Raw genomic sequence first — 26,168 nt, 5'->3', positions numbered from 1 at the left:
CTTCCCCGCCGACGGCGACGCCGCGCGCAAAGCCGGCAGATCGTCGGGCATCGGCGGCGGACGGGCGCGGGCCGGGCTCGTATCGGCGCGACGTCCTAGGATCAGCGGCATGACTCCCGAAGCCCTCGGCGCTCGGCTGGTTGCGCTGCTCGCGCCGGTTGAGGCGACCCCGTCGGTCTCCGGCGGGCAACGGTTCGCTCGGGCCACCGTCGATGTGCCGTCGGAGAGCTGGCTGGCCGCCGTTCGTGCCGCCCGCGACGACGACGCGCTGGCCTGCGATTTCTTCGACTGGCTCTCCGCGGTCGACGAGCTGACCGAGGGCTTCGACGTGGTGGCGCACCTCTGGTCGACGCGGCTGCGACACGGTGTGCTGCTGCGTACCCGGCTGCCGCGCGGCGCGCCCACGGTCGCCTCGGTGGTCGAGGTCTACCCGGGTGCCGCCTGGCACGAGCGGGAGACACACGAGATGTTCGGCATCGACTTCGCCGGCCACGGGGAGCTGCTGCCGTTGTTGCTGCCGCCGGAGTTCGAGGGGCACCCGCTGCGTAAGGAGTTCGTGCTCGCCTCCCGGGTGGCCAAGCCCTGGCCGGGCGCGAAGGAGCCGGGCGAGTCCGAGGCCGGTGGCGGGCGTCGACCGATCCGCCCGCCGGGTGTTCCCGCTCCGGGGGAGTGGGGGACCACGCCCACCCCGGCCGGTGCCGGTGGTGTGGGGGAGGGTCCGCGTGGCGGCACCCCGGCCAGGCCGGCCGGTGACCGTCCGGCGCGGCCCGCCCCGGGGGCCCGTCCGGCGCGTACTCCCCGGCCTGCGGTGGCCGACGACGGCCCGGCGGGCGCGGTCGAGAGGTCCGCACCCCCGGCCACGTCGCCCGACCAGCCCGCGGCGGACCAGCCGGCGCCCGGTCCGGTCGCGGACCCGCCGGCCCGCGACGGCCGCACCGACGACGACGGGGGTACGACCTGATGCCGCTCTGGGTGGAGCTGGTGCTGCGGGTGGGTGGGGTGTTGGTCGCGTTTCTCACCCTGCCGTTGCTGGTCGGCCAGGCCGAGCACAAGGTGATGGCGCACATGCAGGGCCGGCTCGGTCCGATGTACGCGGGCGGCTTCCACGGCTGGGCCCAGTTGGTCGCGGACGGGGTCAAGTTCGTGCAGAAGGAGGACGTGACCCCGCGCGAGGCGGATCGGGCGGTGTTCCGGTTGGCCCCGGCGGTGGCCCTGGTGCCCTACCTGCTGGTGCTGCTGGTCATTCCGCTCGGCCCGAACGACCTGGTCGGTCAACCATTGGACATCGGCTTGTTCTTCGTGCTGGCCGTGGTCGGTGTCGGGGTCGTGGCGGTGCTCATGTCGGCGTGGGCGTCGGCCAACAAGTACAGCCTGCTCGGTGGGCTGCGTGGGGCCGCCCAGTTGCTCGGTTACGAGCTGCCGTTGGTGCTGGCCGCCGCCTCGGTGGCGATGGCGGCGGGCACCCTCAGCCTCTCCGGAATCGTCGAGGCGTGGCAGCCGTGGTGGCTGCTCTGGCAGGCACCCGCGATGATCATCTTCTTCGTCGCCGGGCTGGCCGAGATCCGTCGGCCGCCGTTCGACATGCCGGTGGCCGACTCGGAGCTGGTCTTCGGCTACATGACTGAATACACGGGTCTGCGCTTCGCGTTCTTCCTGCTCGCCGAGTACGTCGGCATCGTGGTGATCGCCGCACTGACCACGGTGCTGTTCCTCGGTGGGTGGCAGGGCCCGTTCGCCGACGATCAGCTGGGCTGGCTCTGGACGCTGCTCAAGATCTTCGCGGTGTCCTTCGTGATCATCTGGTTGCGGGTGTCCTACCCCCGGCTGCGCGAGGACCAACTCCAGCGGCTCTGCTGGCTGGTGCTGGTGCCAGCGTCCCTCGCCCAACTGGTCCTGACGGCCGCCGTCCGCATAGCCCTGTAGTTCGCGCCGCGACCACAAGGTCGCGGCGCGAACTCGACAGCCGATCAGCGCAGCGGGGTGTGTGCGGGGTCGACGGGCTCGGCCGGCGGCGGGGGCGGTGTGCCGTCGCCGAAGGGACGGCCACCGAGGGTCTCCCGACCGTGCGGGGTGAGCCAATTGGACAGGTCCGGGCCGAGCGGCACGATCCCGGTCGGGTTGATGTCGCGGTGCACCTCGTAGTAGTGCCGCTTGATGTGGTCGAAGTCGATGGTGTCGCCGAAACCGGGGGTCTGGAACAGGTCCCGGGCGTACGCCCACAGCACCGGCATCTCGCTCAACTTCTGCCGGTTGCACTTGAAGTGGCCGTGGTAGACCGGGTCGAAGCGGACCAGCGTGGTGAACAGCCGGACATCCGCCTCGGTGATGGTGTCGCCGACCAGGTAACGCTGGTCGGTCAGCCGCTCGGTCAACCAGTCCAACCGGTCGAAGAGCCGGTGGTACGACTTGTCGTACGCCTCCTGGCTGCCGGCGAACCCGCAGCGGTAGACGCCGTTGTTGACGTCCCGGAAGACCACGTCGTTGACCTCGTCGATCTGGGCCCGCAGGTGCTCGGGGTAGAGCTGCGGGGCACCGTCGCGGTGGTACGCGCCCCACTGCGTGGACAGGTCGAGGCTCATCTGCGCGTAGTCGTTGGTGACCACCTGCCCGGTCGGCACGTCGACGATCGCCGGGACGGTGATGCCGCGCTCGTAGCCGGGGAAGCGCTTGAAGTACGCCTCCTGGATGCGCTCGATGCCGAGCACCGGGTCCCGCCCGCCCGGGTCGAGATCGAAGGTCCAGCTCCGGGCGTCGTGGGTCGGGCCGGCCACCGCCATGGAGATGGCGTCCTCCAGACCGAGCAGCCGACGCACGATGATCAGGCGGTTGGCCCACGGGCAGGCCCGACTGACCGCCAGCCGGTACCGACCCGGCTCCACCGGGTACCCGTCGCGCCCGTCCTCGGTGATCCGAGTGGCGATGTACCGCTGGTCGCGGGTGAACTCGCCACCCGGCTCGACGTACTTCCCGCCTGTTTGCTCGCCCACGTCACCCTCCCGGTCCGGTCACTGTCTCTACCCCATCCTTGCGGATCTACGGCTCACCGGACGCCCAGCCGGTCCGGATACTCTGCCGGCATGACGGATGTGGAGGCCACGGCCCGGCGTTTCATCGCGGACGTGTGGAACGCCCGCCGGGAGGAGTCGGCATACGAGTTGATCGCCGAGGAGTGCCCGGGGCTGGGCGGCACCGGGCCCGAGGCGACGCTGGCCTGGCACCGGGAGCGCCGGGCGGCCTTCCCGGACCTCCGCTACAAGATCGTGGACGTGGTCGCGGCCGGCGAGCGGGTTGCCGTGCATTGGCGGGCTGCCGGCACGCACGCCGGGCAGTTCGGGCCGGTGCCGCCAACCGGGCAGGTGGTGAGCTATTCCGGCGCGACGTTCCTGCGCTTCGGCGCGGCGGGCCGGATCGTCGAGGTGTGGAGCTGCAATGAGCTGTTCCAGCTTCTTCAGCAACTCGGCGTCGAGATGCTCCCACCGACCGCTGTCAGCGGGCCCGGGGGGTGAACCGCTCCGGCGGGATGTCCATCTCCCACGGCTCCGGCACGAGGATGCCGTCGGTCATCCGGGCCTGCTCGACGTAGACCTGTTTCATCGCGTCGAGTTTGTGAGTGTGTACGACGATGCCAACCTCGGTCTCGATCCGCCAGAAGTAGGGGATGTCCGCCTCGGCGTAGAGGGCCGGTTTAAGTACCCGGTCGATGCTGCGGGACCCCGCCGAGACGATCTCCACCACCAGGAGAACCTGGTCCGGTAGGTAGTGCGACGGATTCCGCTGCGCCGCGTCGAGGTAGGTGACCAGCAGGTCGGGGATGAACGAACGCTTCCGCGAGATGCGTACCTCGACGCCCTGCGTGACGTCGAGGTCGTGCGGGCAGCTCTCCAGCAGGGCCGAGCCCAGCATGAGCGCGATGGACTGGTGGAGTCGCGTGGGGGAGAGCGACATGAGCAGGTTTCCGTCCAGGATCTCGGGGCGAGGGCTCTCCCCACGACCACGGTAGCGTCGTCGACCCACGGGTGGTGGTCGCGCGCGCCGGGGCCACAGGGCAGGATGGTCGACATGAGCGACCCCAGCGAGCACGGCGACCCGGCCGGCGCCACCAGCGCGCGCAGCCTGCCCGGCGCGGGTCTGGTGAAGGGGCTGGCGGTCACCCTCAAGACGATGACCAGCCGGTCGACCACCCAGCAGTACCCGGACGTGGCCCCTGACCTGCCGCCCCGCTCCCGTGGGGTGATCGCGTTGTCGGAGGAGAACTGCACGGTCTGCATGCTCTGCGCCCGTGAATGTCCGGACTGGTGCATCTACATCGACTCGCACAAGGAGGAGGTGGCGGTGCCCGGCGCCGCCCGCCCCCGCCAGCGCAACGTGCTCGACAAGTTCGACATTGACTTCTCGCTCTGCATGTACTGCGGCATCTGCATCGAGGTCTGCCCGTTCGACGCGCTCTACTGGTCGCCGGAGTTCGAGTACGCCGAGTACGACATCAAGGACCTGCTGCACGACAAGGACCACCTGGGCCAGTGGATGGCCACCGTTCCGCCGCCGACCGCGCACGACCCCAACGGCGAGCCGGCCAAGGAGGAGACCGCCGCCGCGCGCAAGGCGTCCGCCGCGCGTCCGGCGCCTCCATCGGTACGCTCCGAGCCCGGCGCCGACCCAGGTCCGGCGTCGTGAGGCCGGCCCGACGGGTGCACGCCCCAGCCGTGGGGGCGGCCCGGTGACCGGCGCGGACGTGCTGCTGCTCGCCCTCGGCGCGGTGGCGGTCGGTGCCGGTGTGCTGGTGGTGACGACGAAACACCTGGTCCGGGCGGGGCTCTACCTGGTGGTGTGCCTGGGCGCGCTGGCCGGTGACTTCCTGGTGCTCAGCGCCGAGTTGGTGGCCTGGGTGCAGGTGCTGATCTATGTGGGCGCGGTGGTGGTGCTGCTGCTGTTCGCGGTGATGCTGACCCGGGCCCCGATCGGTGCTTCCGACGATCTGGACCGGCCTGGCTGGCCGGCCGCCCTGATCGGCGGCGGCGCTGGGCTGGGCCTGACCGTCCTGCTTGTCGACGCGTACCGCTGGAGCACTGTCGCACTGCCCCGGGCGGGCACCGCCGAGCGGCTGGGGGAGCAGATCTTCCAGTCCTGGGTGCTGCCGTTCGAGGTGCTCTCCGTGCTGCTGCTGTCCGCCCTGGTGGGAGCGGTGGTGCTGTCCCGGCCGGACATCGGCCGGCCCGGCCCCGGCGCGGGTCCCGCCGCCGAGCGGCCCGGGGTGGACGTCAAGACCGGGGGGCGCCGGTGAGGCCGGTCATCCCGTACGTCACCGCCGCGCTGCTGTTCGGCCTCGGCGTGTACGGCGTGCTGCGCCGCCGCAACGCGGTGCTGGTGCTGATGTCAGTCGAGCTGATGCTCAACGCGGTCAACCTGATCCTGGTCACCGCGGACACCACCGCCCGCGCCGTGTTGCCGCATTCCGGGCAGGTCTTCGCGCTGTTCGTCATCGTCCTCGCCGCGGCCGAGATCGGGGTGGGGCTGGCGATCGTCCTGCAGCTCTACCGGCTGCGGGCCAGCGTGGCGGTGGATGACGTGCCACTGACCGAGCCGGCGCAGCCGGCAGGCGGGCGCGAGCCGGCCGTCCTGGACACGGAGGCGGGCCGGTGACCGGGCTGCTCGGGGCGCTGCTGCCCGCCGTTCCGCTGGTCGCCGGCCTGGTCGGTCTGCTGTTGCCGCCGGCCCCGCGTCATCTGGGCGCGGGTGCCGCAGGTGGCGACCGGGCCCGACGGTTGGCCATCGCGCTCGGCGTCACCGGCGCGGCTGGCGCGCTGGCGCTGGCCGTGGCGCTCCTGCTGACGGTCGACGGGCCGACGGAGACGTCGACCACCTGGGTCGACGTCGGCGGGCTGATGGTGACGCTCGGCGTACGGCTGGACGGTGCCGCGGCGCTGGTCGCGGTGGCGGTCACCGCGGTCGCCCTGGCCGTGCAGGTCTACTCGATCGGCTACCTGCGGCGCGGTCCGCACGACGACGTGGACGTCGACCACCGCTACCCGCCGTACGCCGCGCAGATCAGCCTCTTCACGGGTGCCATGCTGCTGGTGGTGGTCGCCGGCGACCTGATCATGCTGTTGGTCGGCTGGGAGGTGATGGGCCTCTGCTCGTACCTGCTCATCGCCCACGACCGCCGACTCCCCGGCGCTCCGGCCGCCGCGATGAAGGCGTTCCTGGTGACCCGGGTCGGTGACGTCGGGTTCCTGCTCGGCATCGCGTTGCTCGGCGTGTCGACGGGCAGCTTCCGGATCGCCGACGTGCTCGCCCATGACCACTCCGGTGCGACGTTGACCGCCGCCGGCCTGCTGTTGCTCGCCGGGGTGGCCGGTAAGAGCGCGCAGTTCCCGCTGCACACCTGGCTGCCGGACGCGATGGCCGGCCCGACGCCGATCTCCGCGCTGATCCACGCGGCGACGATGGTCGCCGCCGGCGTGTACGCCGTGGCCCGGCTCTACCCGCTGTTCACGGCCGCGCCGGTCACGCTGACCGTGCTGGGGGTGGTCGGCGCGATCACCCTGCTGCTCGGTGCGCTCGCCGCCACCGCACAGGACGACATCAAGCGGGTGCTGGCCTGGTCGACCGTGTCCCAGTTGGGCTACATGACGGGCGCGCTGGCGGTGGGCTCACCGTCGGCGGCGCTGTTCCACCTGCTCACCCACGCCGCATTCAAGGCGTTGCTGTTCCTCGCCGCCGGCGCGGTGATCCACGCGGTCGGCACCACGCTGATGTCGGAGATGGGGGGGCTGCGGCGGAGCATGCCGGTGACGTTCTGGTGCACCGTCGTGGGCCTGGGCGCGCTGGCTGGGGTGCCGCCGTTGGCCGGCTTCTGGAGCAAGGACGGCGTACTCACGGTGGCGGAGTCGGCCGCGCTGGAGGGCACCGGCCCGGCGCCGTCCTGGGTGGGCTGGCTGGTGTGGCTGGCCGGGCTGGTCGGGGTGGCGATCACCGCCTGGTATGCGGGTCGACTGCTGCTGCGCGCCTTCTTCGGTGCGCCACGCCTGCCGCTGGTCCGGCCCCACGATCCGCCGGCGCTGCTGCGCTGGCCGGTGCTGCTGCTGGCGGTGCCGGCCGCGCTGCTCGGTCTGGCCGGGTTCGTCGGGGCGTTCGCCGATCGCCTGCGGTTCCCGACCGTCCCGGTGGCGGGCTCCGAGGACGGCTTGGTCCACCTCGGGTCCGGGGTGCTGCTGCCGTTGGCGTTGCTGCTGGTCGGCGCGGGGCTGGTAACGCTGGGCTGGCGTCGGAACCGGGCCGCCGATCCGGCGGCCGCGCTGGGTCCGCTGCGGCCGGTCTTCGCCCGCGCGTTCCGGCTCGACGACGTCCAGCACACCCTTGTCGTACGTCCCGCCCGCGCGCTGGCCCGCGCCGCGCGCTCCGGCGACGAGGTGGTGGTGGACGGCGCGGTCGAGGGCAGCGGGCGGGTCGCGTCCGGTCTGGGTGCGGGGCTGGCCGCGCTGCACCGAGCGGCGCTGCCCCGGGCCGCCGCAGGTGTGCTGGCCGGCGCGCTGCTGATCGGCTTGGCAGCCGCCCTGATCGGAGTGATCCCGTGAGCGCGAGGAGTGAGCCGGGGTTGCGAGCCCCGCAGTCGCGAACAGAGGCGGTCCGGTGAGCGCGAGGAGTGAGCCGGGGTTGCGAGCCCCGCAGTCGCGAACAGAGGCGGTCCAGTGAGTTTTGGGCAGGTGTTGCTGGTGGCCGTGCTGGCGCTCCCGGCGCTCGGCGCGGTCGCGGTGGCGGCGACGCCACGGGACCGGGCGGCCCGGCTGGTCGGCACGGTAGCGGCGGCGTTGACCCTGTTGGCCGCGGTGCCGCTGGTGTTCGGGGGCCGGGGTTGGTTCGCCTGGTCGGCGGACGCGCCAGCGGTGCGCCCGTGGCACGAACTGGACCTGCCCTGGGTGCCCGGCCTGGAGTTGCGTTTCGATCTCGGCGTCGATGGCATCTCCTGGCCGCTTGTGGTGTTGACCGCGCTGCTCACCCTGCTCTGCTGCGCGTACACGGTGTGGCGGGTTCCGGGCGGCGGCAGTGGCCGGGCGTTGGTCGCGCTGCTGCTGGTGGTCGAGGTGGGCATCCTGGGCACCTTCCTCGCCCTGGATCTGGTGTTGTTCTTCCTCTTTTTCGAGGTAGTCCTGCTGCCGATGTACGCGATCATCGCCGGCTGGGGTGGCGCGGACCGGCGTCGGGCTGCCCGCAAGTTCGCGCTCTACACCCTGTTCGGCTCGGTGTTGCTGCTGGTCGGCGTGTACGTCGTGGTGGCGGCCGCCGGCACCGCCGACGTGGTGGCGTTGACCGGCGGTGCGGGGATGTCCCGGGGCACCCAGTTGGCCGCGTTCACCCTGTTGGCGTTGGCGTTCGCGGTGAAGAGCCCGCTGTGGCCGCTGCACTCCTGGCTGCCCGACGCGCACACCCAGGCCCCCACGGTGGGCAGTGTCGTGCTGGCCGGGGTGCTGCTGAAGATGGGCACCTACGGTCTGATCCGGGTGGCGGTGGGGGTGGCGCCGGAGGGTGCCCGCTGGGCGTCGCCGGTGCTCGGCGTGCTGGCCGTCGCCGCGATCCTGATCGGTTCGCTGGTCTGCCTGGCCCAGTCTGACGTGAAGCGGCTCATCGCCTATTCGAGCGTGGGGCACATGGGCTTCGTGCTGCTGGGTGTCGCCACGTTGACCACCGTCGGCATCCAGGCGGCGTTGATCGGCAACATCGCGCACGGGGTGATCACCGGCCTGCTGTTCTTCCTCGCCGGGGCGGTGAAGGACCGTACCGGCACGGGCACGCTCGCCGAGCTGTCCGGGCTGCGGGAGACCGCGCCTCGGTTGGCTGGTCTGCTCGCGTTCGCGGCGATCGCGTCGCTCGGCCTGCCCGGCCTGGCTGGTTTCTGGGGTGAGGCGTTCGCGGTGATCGCGGCGGTTCAGGTGGGCGGCCCACTCTGGATCACCCTCGGGGTGCTGGCCGCGGTCGGCGGAGCGCTCACCGCGGCGTACTTCCTGCGGTTGCTGCGCCAGGTCACCCACAACCGGCCCAGCCCCGCCGTCGGGCAGGTCGGCCCGGGCCTGGCCGGCGCGGAGTTGACCGCGTGGGTGCCGCTGGTGCTGCTCGCGTTGGCCATCGGGTTGGCCCCGGCGCTGGTCCTCGGTGTCGCCGAGGCTCCCGTCGACGCCCTGATTGGGGTGGTCTTCCCGTGACTGGCGTGCAGAGCGTGGACAACGTCGCGCTGTTGCCGGCGTACCTGGCCGCCGGCACCGCCGTGCTCGTGCTCCTCACCGACCTGTTCCTGGCCCGGCCACGGGCCACGATCGTGGTGGCGGCGCTCGGCGCGCTCGGCACCGCCGTCGGTGCCGTCCTGGTCGGCCTGGGCGGGGAGCGGCGGACGTTCTGCGTCGGCGCCGACTGTTCCTGGATCTTCGGCGGTCGGGCCGCGCTGGTTGCCGCGGTGGTGGCGCTGCTCACCCTGGGCGTGCTCGGGCTCTCCGTGCCGGCGCTGCTCGCCGGGCGGTCGCCGGTGGGGGAGTACGCCTTCCTGCTGGCCTGCTCGATGACCGGTGGTGTGGTGCTCGGCGCGGCCGGCGACCTGATCACCCTGATCGTCGCCTTGGAGACGCTGACGCTGCCGCTGTACGTGCTGGTCGGGCTGCGCCGGGGCAGCCTCGCCAGTGCGGAGGCGGCACTGACGTTCTTCGTGGTCAGCGTGGTGGCGACCACGTTGACCCTGCTCGGTGCCGCGTTGCTGTACGCGGTGACCGGTGGGCTGCACCTGGACCGGCTCAGCGCGTTGCTCGCCGAGCGGCCCGAGCTGCGGGACCTGCCGTTGACCACCGCCGCGGTGGCGGTGCTGCTGGTCGGGCTGGCCTTCAAGGTGGCGGCGGTGCCGTTCCACGCCTGGGCGCCGGCCACCTATGACGGCGCGCCGCTGCCGGTGGCCGCGTACCTGTCCACGGCGTCGAAGCTGGGCGGCCTGGTCGCTCTGCTCGCCGTGGTGCAGAGGGCGCTGCCGGCGGATCAGACCGGCCCGGTGCTCGCCCTGCTCGCGGTGCTCACCATGACCGTCGGCAACCTCGTCGCCCTGCGTCAGCGGCGTACCGTCCGCCTGCTCGCCTGGTCGTCCGTCGCGCAGGCCGGCTACATCCTCGCCCCGCTGGGCGCTCTGGCGTTGGCTGCCGGGCGCACGGACGACGCACGGGCAGCCGCGTACGCCGCCGCGGTGGCGTACGCCGTCTTCTTCGTGGTGTTGGAGTTGGCCGCGTTCGCCGGGGTGACCGCGCTGCGCCCGGCGGGTGCCGATGGCGGCACGTTGGACGACCTGCGCGGGGCGGCCCGTCGGCATCCGTGGCGGGCCGCGGCGCTCGGTCTCGCGCTGGTGGGTCTGGCGGGCCTGCCACCGGGGTTGGCCGGCCTGTTCGCGAAGGTGACAGTGGTGCGGGCGTTGCTGGACGGCGGGGCGGCCTGGCTGGCGCTGGTGGTTGCGCTGAACGCCGTGATCGGGCTGGCCTACTACCTGCGGGTGACCGCCGCGCTCTGGGCGCCGACGCCGACGACGCCCGGTCTGGCCTCCGCGTCAGGTGGGGGCACGGCGGCCGTACCCGTGGTGGGTGTGGTGGCGGTGGTGCTGGCGGTGGCGACGGTGGCTGCGGTGGTGCTCGGCTTCGCTCCGCAGTTGGTGCTCGACCTGGCCGGCCGCTGACCTGACCTGCAACTGCAGTCTCAGTGAACTCTCAGCGTTGAGACGGATGGTTGGTGGGTACCGGGTTGTTGCACCGGTCAGCGGATCCCGGCGATCCGTGCACCGAAGGAGAGATCGTGCACCACAACCGTCTGAAGACCGCCGCGCTGCTCGGCCTGCTCTCCGCACTGATTCTCGCGGTGGGCTACGGGTTCGGCGGCAGTGGCGGCCTGGTCATTGCCGTCCTCATCTCGTTGGTCATGAACGGCGTTTCGTACTTCTACTCCGACAAGCTCGCACTGCGCTCGATGGGGGCGCAACCGGTCACCGAGGCACAGTTCCCCGAGTTGTACCGGATGGTGCGCGAGTTGGCGACCGACGCCCGCCAACCCATGCCACGGCTCTACGTCAGCCCGACCGCGCAGCCCAACGCGTTCGCCACGGGTCGTAACCCGCAGCACGCGGCGGTCTGCGTGACCCAGGGCATCACCGAGGTCCTCGACTACCGCGAGCTGCGCGGTGTGATCGGGCACGAGCTGTCACACGTCTACAACCGGGACATCCTGATCTCCAGCGTGGCGGCTGGTCTGGCCAGCATCATCACCCTGCTGGCGAACCTCGCCTTCTTCATCCCGCTGGGCGGTGGGGACGACGAGGACAGGCCCAACCCGGCCGTGCTGCTGCTGACCCTGATCCTCGGCCCGATCGCGGCCACCGTGATCCAGTTGGCGATCAGCCGGAGCCGCGAGTTCCAGGCGGATGCCTCGGGTGCCGAGCTGAGCCGTGACCCACTGGCCCTGGCCAGCGCACTTCGCAAGATCGACGCGGTGGCTCGACGTCGGCCGTTGCCGGCCCAGGGCCAGCTCACCAGCACCGCGCACCTCATGATCGCCAACCCGTTCCGGGGCGGTGGCATGGCCGCGCTCTTCTCCACTCACCCGAAGATGGAGGACCGCGTCGCCCGGCTGGAGCAGATGGCCGCCAACTCGGGGCCGGTGCAGTTCCAGCGCTGACCCGCTGAATCCACGCCTCCGCCCGTACCCGGTCACACCGGGTACGGGCGAAGTGCTGTGCCGGGGCAGATATCCGGTATCTGCCCACACAGTGGTGGCGTTAGGGTCGTAACCGCTAACGCTCGTTACATCCCCTGGAGGTTCACGGTGGCCGCGCTGCGTCAGTACCTGGGTGTCTGGCGGATTCCCGGCGCGCCGATGATGCTGGTCCTCGGCATCATCGGGCGGCTCGGGATCGGCATGACCCCGCTGGCGCTGCTCCTGGTGGTCGAGCAGGTGACCGGTCGGTACGCGCTGGCCGCCATCGCGGGCGGGATCTACGCCGTCGCAGGCGCCGCGCTCAGCCCGGTGGCCGGGCGGATCGCCGACCGCGTCGGCCCGAGCCCCGTCCTGCTGGTCACCGCCGTGGCCCACCCGCTGGCGCTCATCGGCCTGCTGCTGGCCAGCCGCTCGGGCGACGACGCCCTCGCTGCCATCTACGTCGCCTCAGCTGTGGCCGGCGCCACGTACCCGCCGCTCACCGCCGCCATCCGGGGCGCCTGGAACGACCTGACCGGCCCCAACTCCGGCCGGTACACCCTGCGTAACACCGCGCTGGCCGCCGAGACCTCGCTGTTCGAAATCGTCTTCGTGCTCGGCCCCCTGCTCGTGGCCGGTTTCGTCCTGTTCGCCGACGCGGCGGCCGCGCTGATCGGTGCGGCCGTGGTCACCCTGGTAGGCACGACCGCCGTGGCCCTCGGCCGGGTCATGCGCGGCTGGCGCCCGCACCCGCGGGAACACCACGCCCGAGGGCTCGGCCCGCTGCGGGTCGCCGGCTTCCCGGCCCTGCTGGTCTGCGTGGCCAGCCTGGGCATCGCGTTCGGCGCCGCCGGGGTGATCGTCCCGGCCTACGCGAGCGGTCACACCACCGACGACCCGGAGAGCCTGGCCGGCCTCCTGCTCGCGGTCTGGGGGATCGGCAGCGCCATCGGCGGGTTCTGGTTCGGCGTCCGCAAGCCGGCACCGAACATGACCCGCCAGTTCGCCCTGCTGCTCGCCGCACTGGCCGGCACCTTCGTGGTGTTCGCGCTGATGCCCACCCCGCTGGCGTTGGGTGTCGCGTTGGTCGTCGGCGGCGCCACCATCGCACCCGCGCTGACCCTGGAGAACACCCTGGTCGGCCGGATCGCACCCGCCGGCATGCTGAACGAGGCGTACACCTGGGTGGTCACCGTGGCGGTCGCGGCGAGCGCCGCCGGCGGCTCGGTGGCCGGCCTGATCGTGGACCACGCCGGTGGCGTCCAGTGGGCGTTCCTGTTCGCCGGGGCGGCGGTCGCCGTCGGGGCCGCGGTCGCCGCGCCGCCCGCCGGGCCCATCGCCCGTGCGGAAAACACGGCGGTACGCACCGAAGAGCTTGTCACCGTCTGACCTGAGCCGTTGCTCCCGCCGCCGGTGGCCAGCAGACTGAACGCCGCGGAGAGGAGAAAATCGTGGCCAAGGTCCTCTACTCGGCGACGGCGTCGCTCGACGGCTTCATCGCCGGCCCCGGCGGCGACATGTCATGGCTGACCGAGCACGTCGGGGGCGACAATCCGACGGCGGAGCGTGTGCTGGACAACGTCGGCGCGCTCCTGGTCGGCAACGGCACCTTCGGCGGCGACGACCCGAACCGCGGCACCGATCGCGAGGGCGCCTTCGGTGGTCAGTACCACGGGCCGGTTTTCGTGCTCACCCACCGGCCGCCGACCGAGCCACCCCCGGACGTCACGTTCGTCGGTGACCTGCACACCGCCGTCGCGCAGGCCAAGGAGGCCGCCGGGGACAAGTACGTGAACATCCTCGGCGCGAATGTCGCCAAGCAGTGCATTCAGGCCGGGCTGCTCGACGAGATCCTCATGTTCTTCGCCCCGGTGCTGCTCGGCGACGGGGTGCGCATGTTCGACCACCCGGGCGGCACCAACGTGCGGTTGGCGCCGCTACCCGGCGAGACCGCACACTGGTACACCGTCGTCTACTGAGCCGCTACCGGTAGTTGTTGAACTGCAGGGCGATTAGGCACCTCGGCGATCTCACCGAAGCGGCGAATCACGATCAGGTCTGGGCCTACCTGGACGAGGCGACGCCGACAGACCAGGAACCGGTGGCCGCGCTAATCCAGGAAGCACTAGACGAGCAGCAGAGAGGCGACCGGCTGCCCTTCGCCATCGTTGACCTGACCACGGGCAAGGCTGTCGGGAGCATTAGCTACATCGACATCTCACCGATTCACCACAGCCTGGAGATCGGGTGGGCTTGGCTGACACCGAGCTACTGGCGAACCGGCGCGATCCGCGAAGCGTCGCACCTGCTGATGCGCCACGCCTTCAACGACCTGGGCGCCATCCGCGTGGCCTTCAAGACCGACAGCCGCAACACCCGATCGCAACAAGCCATCAAGGGCCTCGGGGCAACAGAGGAAGGCACCTTTCGGAACCACCGCATCCTGCGAGACGGCCACGTCCGGCACTCGATCTACTACAGCGTCACCACCGAAGACTGGCCCACGGTCAGCCGGAAGCTCGACGCGGACCGGACAGCCAGGGGAGCCCCGGCACTCGGTTGAGCCGCCGGCTGCCGGCGATGTCGAGCTTCAGTTGATGCGTTACGGATCAGTGTCACTTGATCCGTAACACGTCCGGCTAGACGACAATCACGGTTGTGAGGTTAGCTGCCGTGCTCGAACCACGGCGCGGCGCAAGCGTCACTCGGGTTGGTGGGTTCGGCGCGATAGCGTATCGGCATGAACGAAGCGCCCGGGAGCGACGAGTACGAGGCTGAGCCCAAGTCGTTGCGGGCCTTGCCGGAGGCGACCGTCGCGGGGGACTGGTCCATCCTCGCCGCCATCGCGGCTGCAGTCGCAGGTCTGCTCATTTGGCCTCGACGGAGCCGACGCGGCTAGACGAGTGGTAATACCACGATCAGCCGTTGTGTGGGGCGTACATGATGACCGCGACGCCGACGAGGCAGAGGGCTGCGCCGATGAGGTCGTAGCGGTCGGGCCGGAACTTGTCGACGACCATGCCCCAGACCAGAGATCCAGCGACGAAGATCCCGCCGTAGGCGGCCAGGATGCGGCCGAAGTTCGGGTCGGGTTGGAAGGTGGCGACGAAGCCATAGAACCCGAGCGCGATGACTCCGGCCGCGATCCACAGCAGCCCTCGGTTCTCCCGCCAGCCCTGCCAGACCAGCCAGGCGCCGCCGATTTCGGCGAGCGCGGCGAGCAGGAACAGCAGGATCGAGCGGGCGACTGTCATGCGTCGGACCGTAGCGGGATCACCTCGCGGTCGTGCTGCTCGCGTTGGCCGCAGGAGCAGTTGCCGCCGGCGCAGCCGGTGGTGTGGCGGCGTTTGCTGGCCCACCACCAGGACAGGCCGGCGAGCACGGCCAGGGCGACGGCGACGCCGGGCATGAAGCGGCTCGCGGCGGCCCATCCGGCACCGCCGAGGATCCCGGCGGCTAGGAGGAATGGCAGGACGCAGCAGGCGGCGCAGGCGGCTCCCGCGAGTCCCGTCATACCGGAGGGCAGTAGGCGGCGAAGTCGGTTAGCAGGTGTCGGCACGATCGGTCCTCTCGACCAGTTCAGCGAAGGGCAGGGGGCAGCAGGAGCTGCCGGCGCAGGCGACCAGGTCGTCACAACCGGCCGAGATGGCGGCCCGCAAGGTGTCGCGAATGACGGTTAGGTCGGACAGCTTCTGCTCGACCTCGATGAGCTTTTCCCTGGCACGTGCCTGCAGGCCGGTGTCGGGTCGGCCGCTGTGCTGGTGTCGGCCGAAGTCGAGCAGGTCGGCAACCTCGTTGAGGGTGAAGCCGAGACGTTGCGCGGTCTTGATGACTCGCAGCAGGGTGACCGACTCGGCCGGGTAGAGCCGGTGCCCACCCGGCGACCGCTGCGGTGAGTCGAGCAAGCCCCGGCGCTCGTAGTAGCGCAGCGTCTGCTGGTTGACTCCGGCCGCGTCGGCCAGTTGGCCGCTGCGCAGTCCCGACCCGGTCATCCCTGATTCCGGACAGACTCGGCCCGTTCGGCGAGGGCGTCGAGCACGTCAACGTGGGCCGCTGGTACCCGAACGTCTAGCGACAGCGAGTCGGGGTCGGGCCGGGAGAGGTCAAAAGTGAAGAACGAGCAGCAGGACGACTCTCGGGCCGTCAGGTCCCGCGCCGTCTCCTCGACCTGCGCAGCGCCGTCGAGCTGCAACCGCAGATGCTGAGCCGACAGCCGGTCGAGGCCCCGCACGGCATCAGTGAAGAACTGATCAAACTCGGCGAGCCGCAGCGGCCGTTCAGCCGTCGGCAGGGTGCAGGCATCCGACACCCAGGCGTCGTCCGTCGTGATGTGGTGGTCACTCATACCCCGACGGTAAGCCTGTACCTAGGTATCAGATGCAAGCCCGAGGTGCAGTTCTCCGCGATTCAGTGAAGGTAGGCACCCACCAGGCCGTCGCCAGGCCGTCCGAGGCCGGACAAGGACGACCAAAGATGACCGTTGCAGACGAGATCTGACCAGGTGACGCAACGTGACCCGGACAGTGACCGGTGAGGTAGCTAGTGCCTTACCTGTAGTTGTTGAACTGCAGGGCGACCCCGAAGTCCTCGCCCTTGAGCAGCGAGATGACCGCCTGGAGATCATCCCTCTTCTTGCCGGTGACCCGCAGCTGGTCGCCCTGGATCTGCGCCTGCACGCCCTTGGGGCCCTCGTCGCGGATCTTCTTGCTGATCGCCTTGGCCTTGTCCGTCTCGATGCCCTGGATCACCTTGCAGTCGATCTTGAAAATCTTGCCGGACGGGCGCGGCTCGCCAGCATCCAACGACTTCAGCGAGATGTTCCGCTTGACCAACTTCTCCTTGAACACGTCCAGTGCGGCGCGAACCCGCTCCTCGGTTTCCGCCTGAAGGCCGATCGCCTCCTCACCAGACCAGGAGATCTCCGCGCCGGTGCCACGGAAGTCGAACCTCGTCGCGAGCTCCTTCTCCGCCTGCCGGAGGGCGTTGTCGACCTCCTGGCGGTCAACCTTGCTCACGATGTCGAACGACGGGTTTGCTGCCATGTTTCTGCTCCTGCTGTCCGGCGGTCTGGGCCTGCCGTCGGCCGCCGACCAGCGGCACGACCCCCTGACCGTACCCGGTTGCGCCGGTACCGGGGGGAGCCGCTATCCTTGCTTCCGCCGCCGCGTTACGACGCGGTGGGGTGCCCTGGCGGGTTGCCCGAGCGGCCAATGGGAGCGGACTGTAAATCCGTCGCGAAAGCTTCAGAGGTTCGAATCCTCTACCCGCCACCAGGTGCAGACACGGCCCCTGACCAGCAGAGATGCTGATCGGGGGCCGTTGTCGTTTGTCCGGTCGGGTCCGGCTGCGTCCAGCCGTTGACGACTGGTTGTGGGCAGATGGTGGGCAGGTCGATCTTGCCTCTCAGGGCTCCGCTGGGGGCTGCGAACGCCCGTGCTCCGGGAGTTGCCGGCCTGGCCTGGTCGTACCTGGAGCACCGGTTGGGGCTGCCGCGGGCTAGCTGGCTGCGTAGGTAGACCGGGGGCAAGCCAGTCCCGGGGTTGGACTGGCGCGGCAGTCGGAAGCCCTGGCCCTCGATCAGGTCGACCTGCCGGCTTCCGTGTCGCCTGGCCGTGGTCGTCCTGCGTCTGGATAAGTGGACTTCGGGGCGGCGGTCCGGCGGCAGTCGGTGGCTTTCCGCCCCGGCGCCGCAGGCGGCCGGGGTGGCTTGCCGCCGGCCGGCTCACCGCCCGCGCCGTGCGGAGCGCGGCGCCTTGATCCAGAACAGAAGAAATCAGCAACAGCGTGGGGGCGATAGGTGGGGGCGATAGGTGAGGTGCGAGACACCTCGTTTACAAGCTCTGTGCGTCGCGTCCGCACGCGTCCGGCAACGGCTGCAGGCTCGGAGATTCGTCCGTCCGGCGTTCGTGAGCGTGCCCCCGTCCGGCGGAGTTGCTGTCAGTGTTGCTGTCGACACCGCATCCGCCGGCTACCGGACCTCCGCTGGTTGCAGGGCGGCTAGCTACTCTTCTCCTATGCATCGTGCCTACCTACTCATCCTTTCGCAACGAGATGCGATCGCTTGGGTACTGCGGGAGCAGCGAATGGCGTTCTCAGCAACACCTCGCGGAGAGGTGGCCGCGCTAGCCGTCGGGGATGGGCTCTACCTCTACAGCAGCCGGAGCGCCTGGAAGAACCCGGCTCGCGACCGAGGTCGGGTTATCGGCCATGCCACGGTCGCGAGCGCCGTAAGCAGCTTTGACAGGCCCTTGGAGATCGGTACACAGCGGTACCTCTCCGGCTGCACCTTGCGAATAGACGGCTTAGTTCCCTATCCAAACGGACTTGAGGTGGCCCCGCTTGTGCGGGAATTGGAAGCGTTCCCCAAGCCGGACGCTTGGGCCATCTATCTGCGGCGTACCCTGCTCACGCTCCCACCCTCCGACGTGAGGCTCCTTGACCAGAAGTTGCGTCCGTTGCTAAGGCCGCGGGTCCAAGTGCTTCCGACTTACCCCTCACGTTTCACGAGGTAGTTCCTGCATGACCGCAGCCCTCTGCATCCTTGAAAGCGCAGCATGGGGCGCCAGATCCAGGGGTACGTCAGGCAGATCGAGATCGGATAGCTCTAATCATCCCCGCTCCGGAAGCCAAAGATCGTTACCCGCCCTGCGGAGCCGCTCTCGATATTCCTCGTAGCCGGGCAACAATCGATTGACTAAACGCCAGAACTCCGAGCCATGGTTTGGGCGGCGAAGATGCGCCAATTCGTGCACGAGAACGTAGTCGATCAAGGTAGGCGGAAGCTGCATAGTGGCCCAGTGGATGTTGACGGTCCGGTCATGGGAACACGAGCCCCACCTGTAGCCTAATGGCCGTACGCGCAGCCCCGTCATATCGGCGCCCATGCGTGAAGCCCAGGGCTGGACGCGCCTCAGGAGCCAAGGCGTACCGACCCGCTGATACCAGCCCACAAGTTCCTTGGCACCACCTCCGCGGGCAAGCTCCAAGCGACCGCGGACGAGTCGAACGTCTCCTGCGTCTACGACCTTCAGGCGATACGACCGTCCGAGATAGAGAAACCCCTCACCCGAGATGTACTCCTTACTCGGTGGGAGTTGACCCAGATCTCGCTTCTCGGCGAGCTTCCCGTACAGCCACGACCGCTTGGCCTCGATCATCTTGGTTAGTTCCGCAGTGGAGATCCGCGGCGAGACTACAGCGGTGACCGACGCGTCACGCTCGACAGTCAGCCGAACGCTCTTGCGCCCTTCACTCACTGACACCGCAACCTCTAGATCGCCGAGGCGCAACACCCCAGGAAAGTCACCCACAGCACCTGCCATGTCAGGTTCGAGCCCTCTGAATGAGGTGGCGATTGCTCTTGATAACTTCGAGGAGGGCTGTGGCGAGCTGGTCGAGCTGCTCGTAGTCACCGAGAGCCCGCGCATAGAGGATCCCGAAGATATCGAGCCTGAGGTCGTCTTGGTCGACGCGTTTGCGCCAGAAGTCCTGTCGGTGGATCGTCTGGGCGGCCTTCAGGTAGACCTCCCTGGCAGCATCGGCGAGCCGCACGTCCGTCAAAGCCTCTTCCGGAGAAGTCGCCAGCTCGGCAGTGATGGTTCGGTGCAGCCGCGCCTCGATCTCACTCAGGCCGAAGAGTGCATCCGGCGTCTCTTCAATGATCTCCGTCATCAGGTCCTTGAGTGCGAGTGCCTGCTGGTCCCAGTGGTCCTTCAGCTCGGTCAGAATCTTCTCAAGCCGCTCGCTGAGCGTCTGGTACCGAACGGGGTCCTCACCGCCGTGGACGAGGATGTGGTGTCGAATGGCGTTCTCCATCTCCGACGCCTTCGCCCGAGATCCACCGGTCATCGCCTCGACCTTCACCGCGAAGCCTGGTGCCGTCATCTTGATAGGCGGCAACTGTTCTTCGATACCGAGAGAAGCGATGTGCTCGTCAATCAGTGCGCGGATTTTCGCGCCATACGCTCCCGTATCGAACTCGCCCGAATCGATCCGATAACGCCTCACGGACGTCAGCTTGATGGTCACGAACCGCTTCAAATCCGAAAGATGCGGCTTCGCCGCCGGATCCGGCAGCACCGTGTTAACGGTTTGAGCGAACCGGCCGAGTTCTGCGTAAAAGCGATCTCGCAAGTCCGAGTCGGCGAGATCCTGAACGCAGCGCTCAACGTCCTCTGGAGCGCGAAACATCATCCTGAGTCTTTGCAACTGCGGATCCAGTTTGGCAGCTTCCAAGCGCGCATCTCGCAGGGCATCCGCCGCGTCGTTGCCCTCGTCGCCTTCGAAATCTTCCGCCGCAAAGATCCGCAGCGCCTCTAAGAGGCTCTTGGCGACTCCGCTATAGTCCACGACCCGACCGTTGGTTTTGCGGTCCGCAGTACGGTTAACTCGCGCGACGGCTTGCAGCAGATCATGCTCATAAAGCTTGCGGTCTAGGTACATCACCTGCTCAATCGGTGCATCGAACCCGGTGAGAAGCATCGTCCTCACGATGAGGAACGCTGTGTCATTCTCTCCAAAGGGTCGAGTGAAGCCCTCGATTCGCTCTTTTTGCTTCGTCTCATCGGTCCACTCGTTTAACAGATGCTCTTCCTCCGAATCACCCTCAGAGATCACCGGCACGAAGTCGATTCGTTTTATAAGATCTAGAAACTTGGCCGCCCGCACCAGCCGCGCACGGCTCGCATTGCGGATTTCATAGGGCGGCGTGGCGAGTACCTGGGTGGGCAACTTCTCGACGGCGGCGACGAGCTCGTCGCGCGCGGCGAGCAACGACTCTCGGTAGCGGACTGTGGTCGCCCTGTCATGCGCGACTACTTGGGCCTTGAACCCTTCGGGCAGCACATTGTCCACATAGTGCAGCAGCATGTGCTTAGCTTTGGCATCCACCAACTGCTGGGCGGTGGATACCTTCCCTTTGGTTGCCCAGCGCTCTTGAAGCTGCTGCCGCTCTTCCTCGTTGAGGTCAATGAACTCGTCATCAAAGATCTCGTCGAGGTTCTGACGATCGCGGACCGCTGCCTTGACCTTGACGCCCTCATACAGGATTGGGACGATGACCTCGTCTTCCTCGGCCTCCTTCAATCGGTAGGTGTCGATAAAAGGCCCAAAAAGATCGAGGCTTGTCTTGCGTTGACCCTTTCTGGTCATGATAGGAGTGCCTGTAAAGCCGATCCGTGCGGCATTCGGCAGCGCCTCGCGAAGATTCGCACCAAGCGAAGCGGTATGGGATCGGTGCGCTTCGTCGATCAGCACAACAATTGACTCGTCTGCGTTGATCACACCCAGATCTGTGGACGCGGTGATGCCATCGCCAGCTTGGTTCTTCTGAACCATGACAAAGACAACTGCAGGGCCGTGGAGGCCAAGCAGCCTCTTGGCGCGCGCGCCTGACTTCGCGATGTCCACCTTTTCCCCGCTGAGCTTCAGCGTCTCGCACAGCTGATCCTGCAGCTGGGTGCGGTCGGTGACAACGACTACCTTGGCGTCACGTAATTCCGGCTCGAACCGGAGCCGCCGTACGAGGAACATCATGGTGATGCTTTTACCGGACCCCTGCGTATGCCAGACAATCCCGCCGCGCCTATCGACAACGCCGTCTTGCTTGCGGGTCTTGCCGCCGAGTAGCCGTTTGATCGCCTTTTCCACCGCGCGAAACTGTTGATAGCGAGGCGCGAGCTTGATGGTCCTGCCTTGGTCCGTCGTCATGAAAGTGACGTAGTTGTAAACAACATTAAGCAGGTTGACGGGATCGAGCACTCCGGCGACCAAGATTTCCTGCCGGCTGAGCTGTCCCGCATCTTTGCCCAGCCGTACAGCGAGATCATCCTTGCTCAACGGGTAAGGGTCGCGCCACGGCACATAATGCTCGTACTTGGCAGTGAACGTACCGAGGCGAGCGGCTTCTCCGCTGGTTGCGACCGTGAGCTGTACCGTGTGAAAGAGCTTCTGGTTACCTGTGCGGCTATCGCCAGCTACCTGCTCTGCGTACTTTCGTATCTGACCGACGGCTGCGCCGAGATCCGTCTCAGTGGTCCTTTTACATTCGATGACCACGAGCGGAATGCCGTTCACGAACAGCACGAGGTCAGGCACGATCGAGCCACGGCCACCTGGGATGTCCACTCGTAACTGGTTGACCACCGTGAACTCATTGCTAGCTGGGTTCTGCCAATCAATGTAGGCCACCGTGCGCGTCTTGCCTCCCTCCCAGCCAGGCACGCCCTCCACCGTAGTGCCCTTGAGCAGGAGTTCCGTGACTAGGCGATTGACTTCAAGCAAGTTGCCGGAGGGCGTGCGGGCTAGAGCGCTTAAGGCCGAGCTGATCCGCGTGTCATCGAGCCATTCCTGACCCTCCGGATTCTTGTTGTTTCGCAGAAGCGCTTGGCGCAGCTGTTCTCCAAGTATCACCTCGTCGAAGCCGCTACGGCCGGAGTCGCGAGCAGTCGTAGGCATTACCGCGTTCGGCGGAGCACCCTCCAAATGCCGCCAGCCCATTCGCTTGAGCTGATCGATGAGAGGCTTCTCCACCAACGTATACTCCAGCTCACTTGCCAAAGTTGGGCCTCCATCCGTTACCGCTCGCCTTCGCAACTCCCTCAACAATGCGATCCCGCATCCGGTGAGCAAGCCGCGTGATTCAGAAACTAATGACCTACCTCACGGCTTCAGCTGCCGCAGTCCGTACCCGCCCAAATAGCAGGTCCTCCATGAGACCCTGCTTGAGTAGGTAAAGCTTGTGCTGCTCCTTCAGATGAGATTCAATCTCGTTCTTAGTGGCCTCAACGACAGCGAGAATACGGTCTTGTTCCACTAGGTGTGGAATAGCTACCAGCAATCGCCGAACAGATGAACCGCTAATCTTCACCATGCTCTCGGAGGTTCCTTGAGAGTACGCTTGGATCTGCCGTCGAACATTCGCGCTTCGTAGGACCAGCTCCAAGTACTCGGAACGGCAGCCTCGTCCTACAACTAGCCGCATCATGAGATCTGGATAAATGCACGGAGTGCCGACGTCTCGGTAAACCCCAGCGAGGCCTACCAAGTCGCGCGTATTTGCACGGCTCATCAGCAAGTCACCATCGGCGAGCAGGGCACCCGAGTTCCTGCCATCGAGAACTGGTACGTTCTTTAGCTGACGTGCCTGAAATCCGTTAGGGGTAAGACACCCTAAACCCAAGGCTTGAAGTCCCGTCCATTCGTCAGCCTCTTGAGGTGAAAAGCCGTTCTTGGGCGGAAGCGCGAGGTGTTCGCCGAGGGGTAAGGTGTCGGCAACGAGACTCGCAAGCAGAGCTTCAACGACGCCCTCTTGGAGCGCTCGCAACTTCGCAACGGTTTGGCCCTCGAGGTGGAACCGAGCATCGACGCTATCGAGGACCTCAACAATCTGCCGCTGCTCTGGAAAGGGCGGAATGCCCACTTCCAGCTTGGCGATAAGATCCGTCGGCAGCCGACCTGTCCCATGACCAGCCTCATCGACCATGCTCAGGATCTCGCGGGTCCGGACCTTCATTGCCAAGGCGAGAAACCTGGCGTCAATACCAGGACGGGGAACAATCGCCTTGCAGTCTTGGCCGAAGGCGACCCGCTTTCGCGTGACTCCGACCCGGAACTCCTTCTTCAAGCTCATGCCGCGTACCACAAAAAGGACGGAGCCATCAGGCACGAGCCTGGTGCCCGCCAACGAACCGCTTTTCGTGAGCCGCCGGTCGGAGTCGTGAATATCAAATTCCTTCAAGCTTGCAGCACTGATCCACGGCAGGTCGCCACCCCAAAACCGTGGTTCATCCGTCGACGGCGTTCCGCCGGACAGCCAGGTTCCAGTGTCCCGCAATCGCACCGACATCCAGTCCTCGGGAAGTTCATGCATAGCCGAGGTCCCTCAGGTAATTGTTGAGCCGAGCTGCAGCAGCACCTTGCTCGGCTTCGAGGCCCCGAACGGTAACGGCGTACTTGCCAGCCCAGGTCTGGTACGCAGATTCGAGTTGCCGTCGCGCCGCAGCCGTACGGCTGTCGAGGCGGGATGAGAGCTGCGTTCGGAGGACTTCGAGGACCAGGGCGCGGCGGTCGTCCTCGTTGAGAGCTGTCACTGCCGTCCTAAGCGAGGGTAGAAAGCCGTTCACCAGGGCTGAGGCTTCCTTCCTTGCGGCCGTTATGTCGGTCCTGAGCTTTCTGACCTCGGCCGCCGAGACCTGCACGGTCGGCTCCCCAGCGTCGTCATCGTCATCCTCGCTGGGCTTGGCGGTAGCAGCCTTAAGCTGCGCATTCAGCTGGGCGTATCGAGACTCGGCCGCTTCAAGCTCGACTAAGTACTCAGGGAGCAGTGCCGGGACGACGCGGTGAGAGCGGGCCTTGCGCTTCTCGGCCGCAATTTTCTGCTTGTCCCAATACTCGACCTCTTCCTCATCGAGGTCGAAGGCCGACTCGATCGTGGTTAGCCAGCCCTCGACGACGCCTTGAAAGCCGTTGAGTGACAAAGCTTTTATGTCGTACTGGGTCTCACCCCACCAAGCGGCCACAACGCCGGCTAGCTCGAACCGGTCAAGCAGGCCCAGCGGTTTCAGCTCGGCCACGAATGACTCGAGCAGTTCCGCTCGGATCTCCATGACCTTTGGGGAATCCGGCAGCTCAACCAGGCGCTTGCTGTGCCGGGCCCACCAATCCGAGAACGCCTCGCTTAGCTTTATCTCGGCAGAGCGGGCGAGCCCTGGGAGTCGCTCCATCGTCGCCTTCCAGCCCTCCGGCAGGAAGTCGTAGTAGTCGTTGTCCCTCTCGACGAACAGAGTGGTGGGATCGATGCCGAACGCAGTGAACACCGGAGTCTTGTTGAGGACTTCAACCTTCGGAACTCCGCCGTGCAGATGGGCTCGGACGTCCTGCGGCTCCGCCGGGGGCGCATTGTCGACATAGCGCCGGATGTTGAGGTTAAAGTCGTTTTCCCTAAGCTCCTGGATGTCGACGACGCGGGCAAAACCTGGGATGTTCTTGTACTCCTCGAAGGCTACAACAATCTTCTCAGCATGTTGGGGATCCAAGTAATTCTGCGCGCGGCCAGGGGTGAACTCCCGGTCAGCATTGATGAACAGCACCTTGCCGCGCCGCTTCTGATGCGGACGTGCGGTACCGCGAAGAACGAGAATGCAAGCCGGGATACCCGTCCCGTAGAAAAGGTTAGGAGCGAGACCGATTACCGCCTCCAAGCGATCATCACTAATGATGCCTTCGCGGATTTCCTTCTCCTTGCCACCGCGGAACAGAACGCCGTGCGGAAGAACCGTGGCACCGATGCCGTCAGGCGTTAGTACGGCGAGCACATGCTGAGCAAACATGAGGTCCGCTTTCTTGCCGGTCTCGGGCGCGAAACCGTACTTAAAACGTTCCTTGTGTTCCATGTCGCCAGCAACGTAGTTCTGCGAGAACGGGGGATTGGTGAGCACTCGGTGGAAGCGCATCAGCTCGCCGCCCTCCTTGTGCAATGGATTGGCGAGCGTGTCGTCGTTCTCTAGGCTGGCGTTGAGCACGCCGTGGAGGATCACGTTCATTTTTGAGACGGCCCAAGTTCCGCCGTTGTACTCTTGGCCCGCGAGGGTCAGGTCCTTGAAATCTTGGCCGTGCTCCTCGACGTACTCCTTAGCGTGAATGAGCATTCCACCTGAACCGGCGCAGGGGTCGTAGATGCGCATACCCGGCTCCGGCTTGACTAGCCGAACCATCATACGGACGACACCCCGCGGGGTGTAGAACTCGCCGCCCTTCTTTCCGGCGGAGTCGGCGAACTCTCCTATCAGATATTCATATGCGGCGCCGAGTAAGTCGGGAAATTCGAAGTCCTCGTTACGCAGCCGGACGCGGTTGAAGTGGTCGATCAACTGTTGGAGCCGCTTATCCGGAATGATCGACTGCCCGACTTTTTTCATGAAGTCGATATGCTCAAGCACGCCTTCGAGGGCCGATGAGTTAGCTTGCTCGAGCTCGTTGAGTGCGGTGTTAAGCAGACTGCCGACGTTCTTTAGGCGGGAGTGATCCTTAATGTGCTGCCAGCGAGCCTTCTCCGGGACGAAGAAGCTCTCTCCGCGGTAGAAATTGGGGGCAGCGGCCATCCTCTCGGCTTCCTCCGGGCTCTTCCCCTGGAGTTCCCATCTCCGTATGAGCTGCTGGCGGACTGCGTCGAACTGGTCGGAAGCGCGCTTCAGGAACAGCATCCCGAAGATGTATTCCTTAAACTCCGAAGCGTCCATCTTGCCGCGAAGGATGTCTGCGGCTCCGAACAGATGCCGTTCAAGCTGCGGCAACGTCAGCTTCGCCACTTGGTGACCTCTCCCTTGTCGGTGCCCTGACTGTAGCTGTTCGAGACGCCTACGAGGACAGTGGCAGGAGGTGCGAGGACGGCGCCGGGTGGGACAGATGAGCGGTCCTGAACGCCCTGGTTTCGCCTCACCCCGTTGGACGTCGCCGTACTCAGATGC

At 67.2% G+C, this 26,168-nt stretch carries 24 protein-coding genes, 1 tRNA gene and 1 pseudogene; 15 read left to right on the top strand and 11 right to left on the bottom strand.

Translation table 11 applies throughout. From position 1 onward, the window contains the following. Positions 1-109: 109 nt before the first annotated feature. Both JOD64_RS11120 and JOD64_RS11115 read left to right on the top strand, forming a co-directional pair. Positions 110-706: pseudogene (locus JOD64_RS11120) on the top strand (NADH-quinone oxidoreductase subunit C); the annotation flags it as partial. A 254-nt stretch (positions 707-960) separates the two neighbouring features. After that, positions 961-1,923 (top strand): complex I subunit 1/NuoH family protein, encoded by a 963-nt coding sequence (locus JOD64_RS11115; protein WP_184178804.1) that lies wholly within the window; start codon positions 961-963, stop codon positions 1,921-1,923. Positions 1,924-1,967: 44 nt separating this feature from the next. On the opposite strand, the gene JOD64_RS11110 is transcribed toward JOD64_RS11115, so the two are convergent. Next, positions 1,968-2,987: a glutathione S-transferase family protein gene (locus tag JOD64_RS11110; RefSeq protein WP_204942154.1), complete on the bottom strand. Its 1,020-nt coding sequence runs from the start codon at positions 2,985-2,987 to the stop codon at positions 1,968-1,970. 90 nt (positions 2,988-3,077) lie between these two features. Between JOD64_RS11110 and JOD64_RS11105 the strand changes: the two genes are divergently transcribed. Then, positions 3,078-3,506 carry an ester cyclase gene (locus JOD64_RS11105; RefSeq protein WP_204942153.1) on the top strand — a complete coding sequence of 143 codons (429 nt, stop codon included), beginning with the start codon at positions 3,078-3,080 and terminating at the stop codon, positions 3,504-3,506. Here the strand turns inward: JOD64_RS11105 and JOD64_RS11100 are convergent. Next, positions 3,487-4,014 carry a Uma2 family endonuclease gene (locus JOD64_RS11100; protein ID WP_307813327.1) on the bottom strand — a complete coding sequence of 176 codons (528 nt, stop codon included), beginning with the start codon at positions 4,012-4,014 and terminating at the stop codon, positions 3,487-3,489. The two genes, JOD64_RS11105 and JOD64_RS11100, sit on opposite strands and share 20 nt — an antisense overlap. A gap of 36 nt (positions 4,015-4,050) precedes the next feature. Between JOD64_RS11100 and JOD64_RS11095 the strand changes: the two genes are divergently transcribed. From JOD64_RS11095 to JOD64_RS11045, 11 genes are all read left to right on the top strand, one after another. After that, positions 4,051-4,674 (top strand): NuoI/complex I 23 kDa subunit family protein, encoded by a 624-nt coding sequence (locus JOD64_RS11095; RefSeq protein WP_204942151.1) that lies wholly within the window; start codon positions 4,051-4,053, stop codon positions 4,672-4,674. Positions 4,675-4,717: 43 nt separating this feature from the next. Further along, a complete protein-coding gene (locus JOD64_RS11090) occupies positions 4,718-5,281 on the top strand; it encodes an NADH-quinone oxidoreductase subunit J family protein (RefSeq protein ID WP_204942150.1) in 564 nt (187 codons plus the stop codon). After that, entirely contained in the window at positions 5,278-5,640 is a 363-nt protein-coding gene (gene nuoK, locus JOD64_RS11085; RefSeq protein ID WP_204942149.1) for an NADH-quinone oxidoreductase subunit NuoK, read from the top strand. The genes JOD64_RS11090 and nuoK overlap by 4 nt, the downstream gene beginning before the upstream one ends. After that, complete coding sequence (locus JOD64_RS11080; RefSeq protein WP_204942148.1) at positions 5,637-7,574, top strand: NADH-quinone oxidoreductase subunit 5 family protein; 1,938 nt, start codon at positions 5,637-5,639, stop codon at positions 7,572-7,574. Before nuoK ends, JOD64_RS11080 begins: the two co-directional genes overlap by 4 nt. Positions 7,575-7,688: 114 nt before the next feature. Continuing rightward, positions 7,689-9,197, top strand: a complete 1,509-nt coding sequence (locus tag JOD64_RS11075; protein ID WP_204942147.1) for a complex I subunit 4 family protein — start codon at positions 7,689-7,691, stop codon at positions 9,195-9,197. After that, a complete protein-coding gene (locus JOD64_RS11070; protein WP_204942146.1) occupies positions 9,194-10,693 on the top strand; it encodes an NADH-quinone oxidoreductase subunit N in 1,500 nt (499 codons plus the stop codon). Before JOD64_RS11075 ends, JOD64_RS11070 begins: the two co-directional genes overlap by 4 nt. 116 nt (positions 10,694-10,809) lie before the next feature. After that, positions 10,810-11,685 carry a zinc metalloprotease HtpX gene (htpX, locus tag JOD64_RS11065; protein WP_204942145.1) on the top strand — a complete coding sequence of 292 codons (876 nt, stop codon included), beginning with the start codon at positions 10,810-10,812 and terminating at the stop codon, positions 11,683-11,685. 147 nt (positions 11,686-11,832) lie between these two features. Then, positions 11,833-13,092 (top strand): MFS transporter, encoded by a 1,260-nt coding sequence (locus tag JOD64_RS11060; RefSeq protein WP_204942144.1) that lies wholly within the window; start codon positions 11,833-11,835, stop codon positions 13,090-13,092. A gap of 62 nt (positions 13,093-13,154) precedes the next feature. Continuing rightward, positions 13,155-13,682, top strand: coding sequence for a dihydrofolate reductase family protein (locus JOD64_RS11055; protein WP_204942143.1), 528 nt, complete (start codon positions 13,155-13,157; stop codon positions 13,680-13,682). Between the two features lie 17 nt (positions 13,683-13,699). Beyond that, positions 13,700-14,266, top strand: a complete 567-nt coding sequence (locus JOD64_RS11050; RefSeq protein WP_204942142.1) for a GNAT family N-acetyltransferase — start codon at positions 13,700-13,702, stop codon at positions 14,264-14,266. Between the two features lie 177 nt (positions 14,267-14,443). Continuing rightward, the gene (locus tag JOD64_RS11045) at positions 14,444-14,602 is read left to right on the top strand and encodes a hypothetical protein (RefSeq protein WP_204942141.1); all 159 of its coding nucleotides are present in this window, start codon (positions 14,444-14,446) and stop codon (positions 14,600-14,602) included. A 19-nt stretch (positions 14,603-14,621) separates the two neighbouring features. On the opposite strand, the gene JOD64_RS11040 is transcribed toward JOD64_RS11045, so the two are convergent. The 5 genes from JOD64_RS11040 to JOD64_RS11020 form a co-directional block, all read right to left on the bottom strand. Beyond that, positions 14,622-14,957 (bottom strand): YnfA family protein, encoded by a 336-nt coding sequence (locus JOD64_RS11040; RefSeq protein ID WP_204942140.1) that lies wholly within the window; start codon positions 14,955-14,957, stop codon positions 14,622-14,624. Next, positions 14,954-15,217 (bottom strand): hypothetical protein, encoded by a 264-nt coding sequence (locus JOD64_RS11035; protein WP_204942139.1) that lies wholly within the window; start codon positions 15,215-15,217, stop codon positions 14,954-14,956. The genes JOD64_RS11040 and JOD64_RS11035 overlap by 4 nt, the downstream gene beginning before the upstream one ends. Before the next feature lie 28 nt (positions 15,218-15,245). After that, positions 15,246-15,695 carry a MerR family transcriptional regulator gene (locus JOD64_RS11030; protein WP_204942138.1) on the bottom strand — a complete coding sequence of 150 codons (450 nt, stop codon included), beginning with the start codon at positions 15,693-15,695 and terminating at the stop codon, positions 15,246-15,248. Continuing rightward, on the bottom strand, positions 15,692-16,048 hold the full coding sequence (locus JOD64_RS11025) for a hypothetical protein (protein ID WP_204942137.1): 357 nt from the start codon (positions 16,046-16,048) through the stop codon (positions 15,692-15,694). Before JOD64_RS11025 ends, JOD64_RS11030 begins: the two co-directional genes overlap by 4 nt. A gap of 202 nt (positions 16,049-16,250) precedes the next feature. Further along, complete coding sequence (locus JOD64_RS11020; RefSeq protein ID WP_124774541.1) at positions 16,251-16,745, bottom strand: YajQ family cyclic di-GMP-binding protein; 495 nt, start codon at positions 16,743-16,745, stop codon at positions 16,251-16,253. A gap of 147 nt (positions 16,746-16,892) precedes the next feature. Between JOD64_RS11020 and JOD64_RS11015 the strand changes: the two genes are divergently transcribed. Beyond that, a tRNA-Tyr gene (locus JOD64_RS11015) sits at positions 16,893-16,976 on the top strand. Positions 16,977-18,311: 1,335 nt separating this feature from the next. Here JOD64_RS11015 and JOD64_RS33920 read toward each other — a convergent pair. The 4 genes from JOD64_RS33920 to JOD64_RS10995 all read right to left on the bottom strand — a co-directional run bounded on the left by JOD64_RS33920 (position 18,312) and on the right by JOD64_RS10995 (position 26,009). Further along, positions 18,312-19,025 (bottom strand): M48 family metallopeptidase, encoded by a 714-nt coding sequence (locus JOD64_RS33920; protein ID WP_372434134.1) that lies wholly within the window; start codon positions 19,023-19,025, stop codon positions 18,312-18,314. 1 nt (position 19,026) lies between these two features. After that, a complete protein-coding gene (locus JOD64_RS11005) occupies positions 19,027-22,236 on the bottom strand; it encodes a type I restriction endonuclease subunit R (RefSeq protein WP_275581707.1) in 3,210 nt (1,069 codons plus the stop codon). A gap of 121 nt (positions 22,237-22,357) precedes the next feature. Continuing rightward, entirely contained in the window at positions 22,358-23,572 is a 1,215-nt protein-coding gene (locus tag JOD64_RS11000) for a restriction endonuclease subunit S (protein WP_204942134.1), read from the bottom strand. After that, positions 23,565-26,009 carry a type I restriction-modification system subunit M gene (locus JOD64_RS10995; RefSeq protein ID WP_204942133.1) on the bottom strand — a complete coding sequence of 815 codons (2,445 nt, stop codon included), beginning with the start codon at positions 26,007-26,009 and terminating at the stop codon, positions 23,565-23,567. Before JOD64_RS10995 ends, JOD64_RS11000 begins: the two co-directional genes overlap by 8 nt. Positions 26,010-26,168 lie beyond the last annotated feature (159 nt).

The sequence above is a fragment of the Micromonospora luteifusca genome (assembly GCF_016907275.1).
Taxonomy (GTDB): domain Bacteria; phylum Actinomycetota; class Actinomycetes; order Mycobacteriales; family Micromonosporaceae; genus Micromonospora; species Micromonospora luteifusca.
Note: the sequence above shows the minus strand (reverse complement) of the source record. Positions and strands in the feature narration are given on the sequence as shown.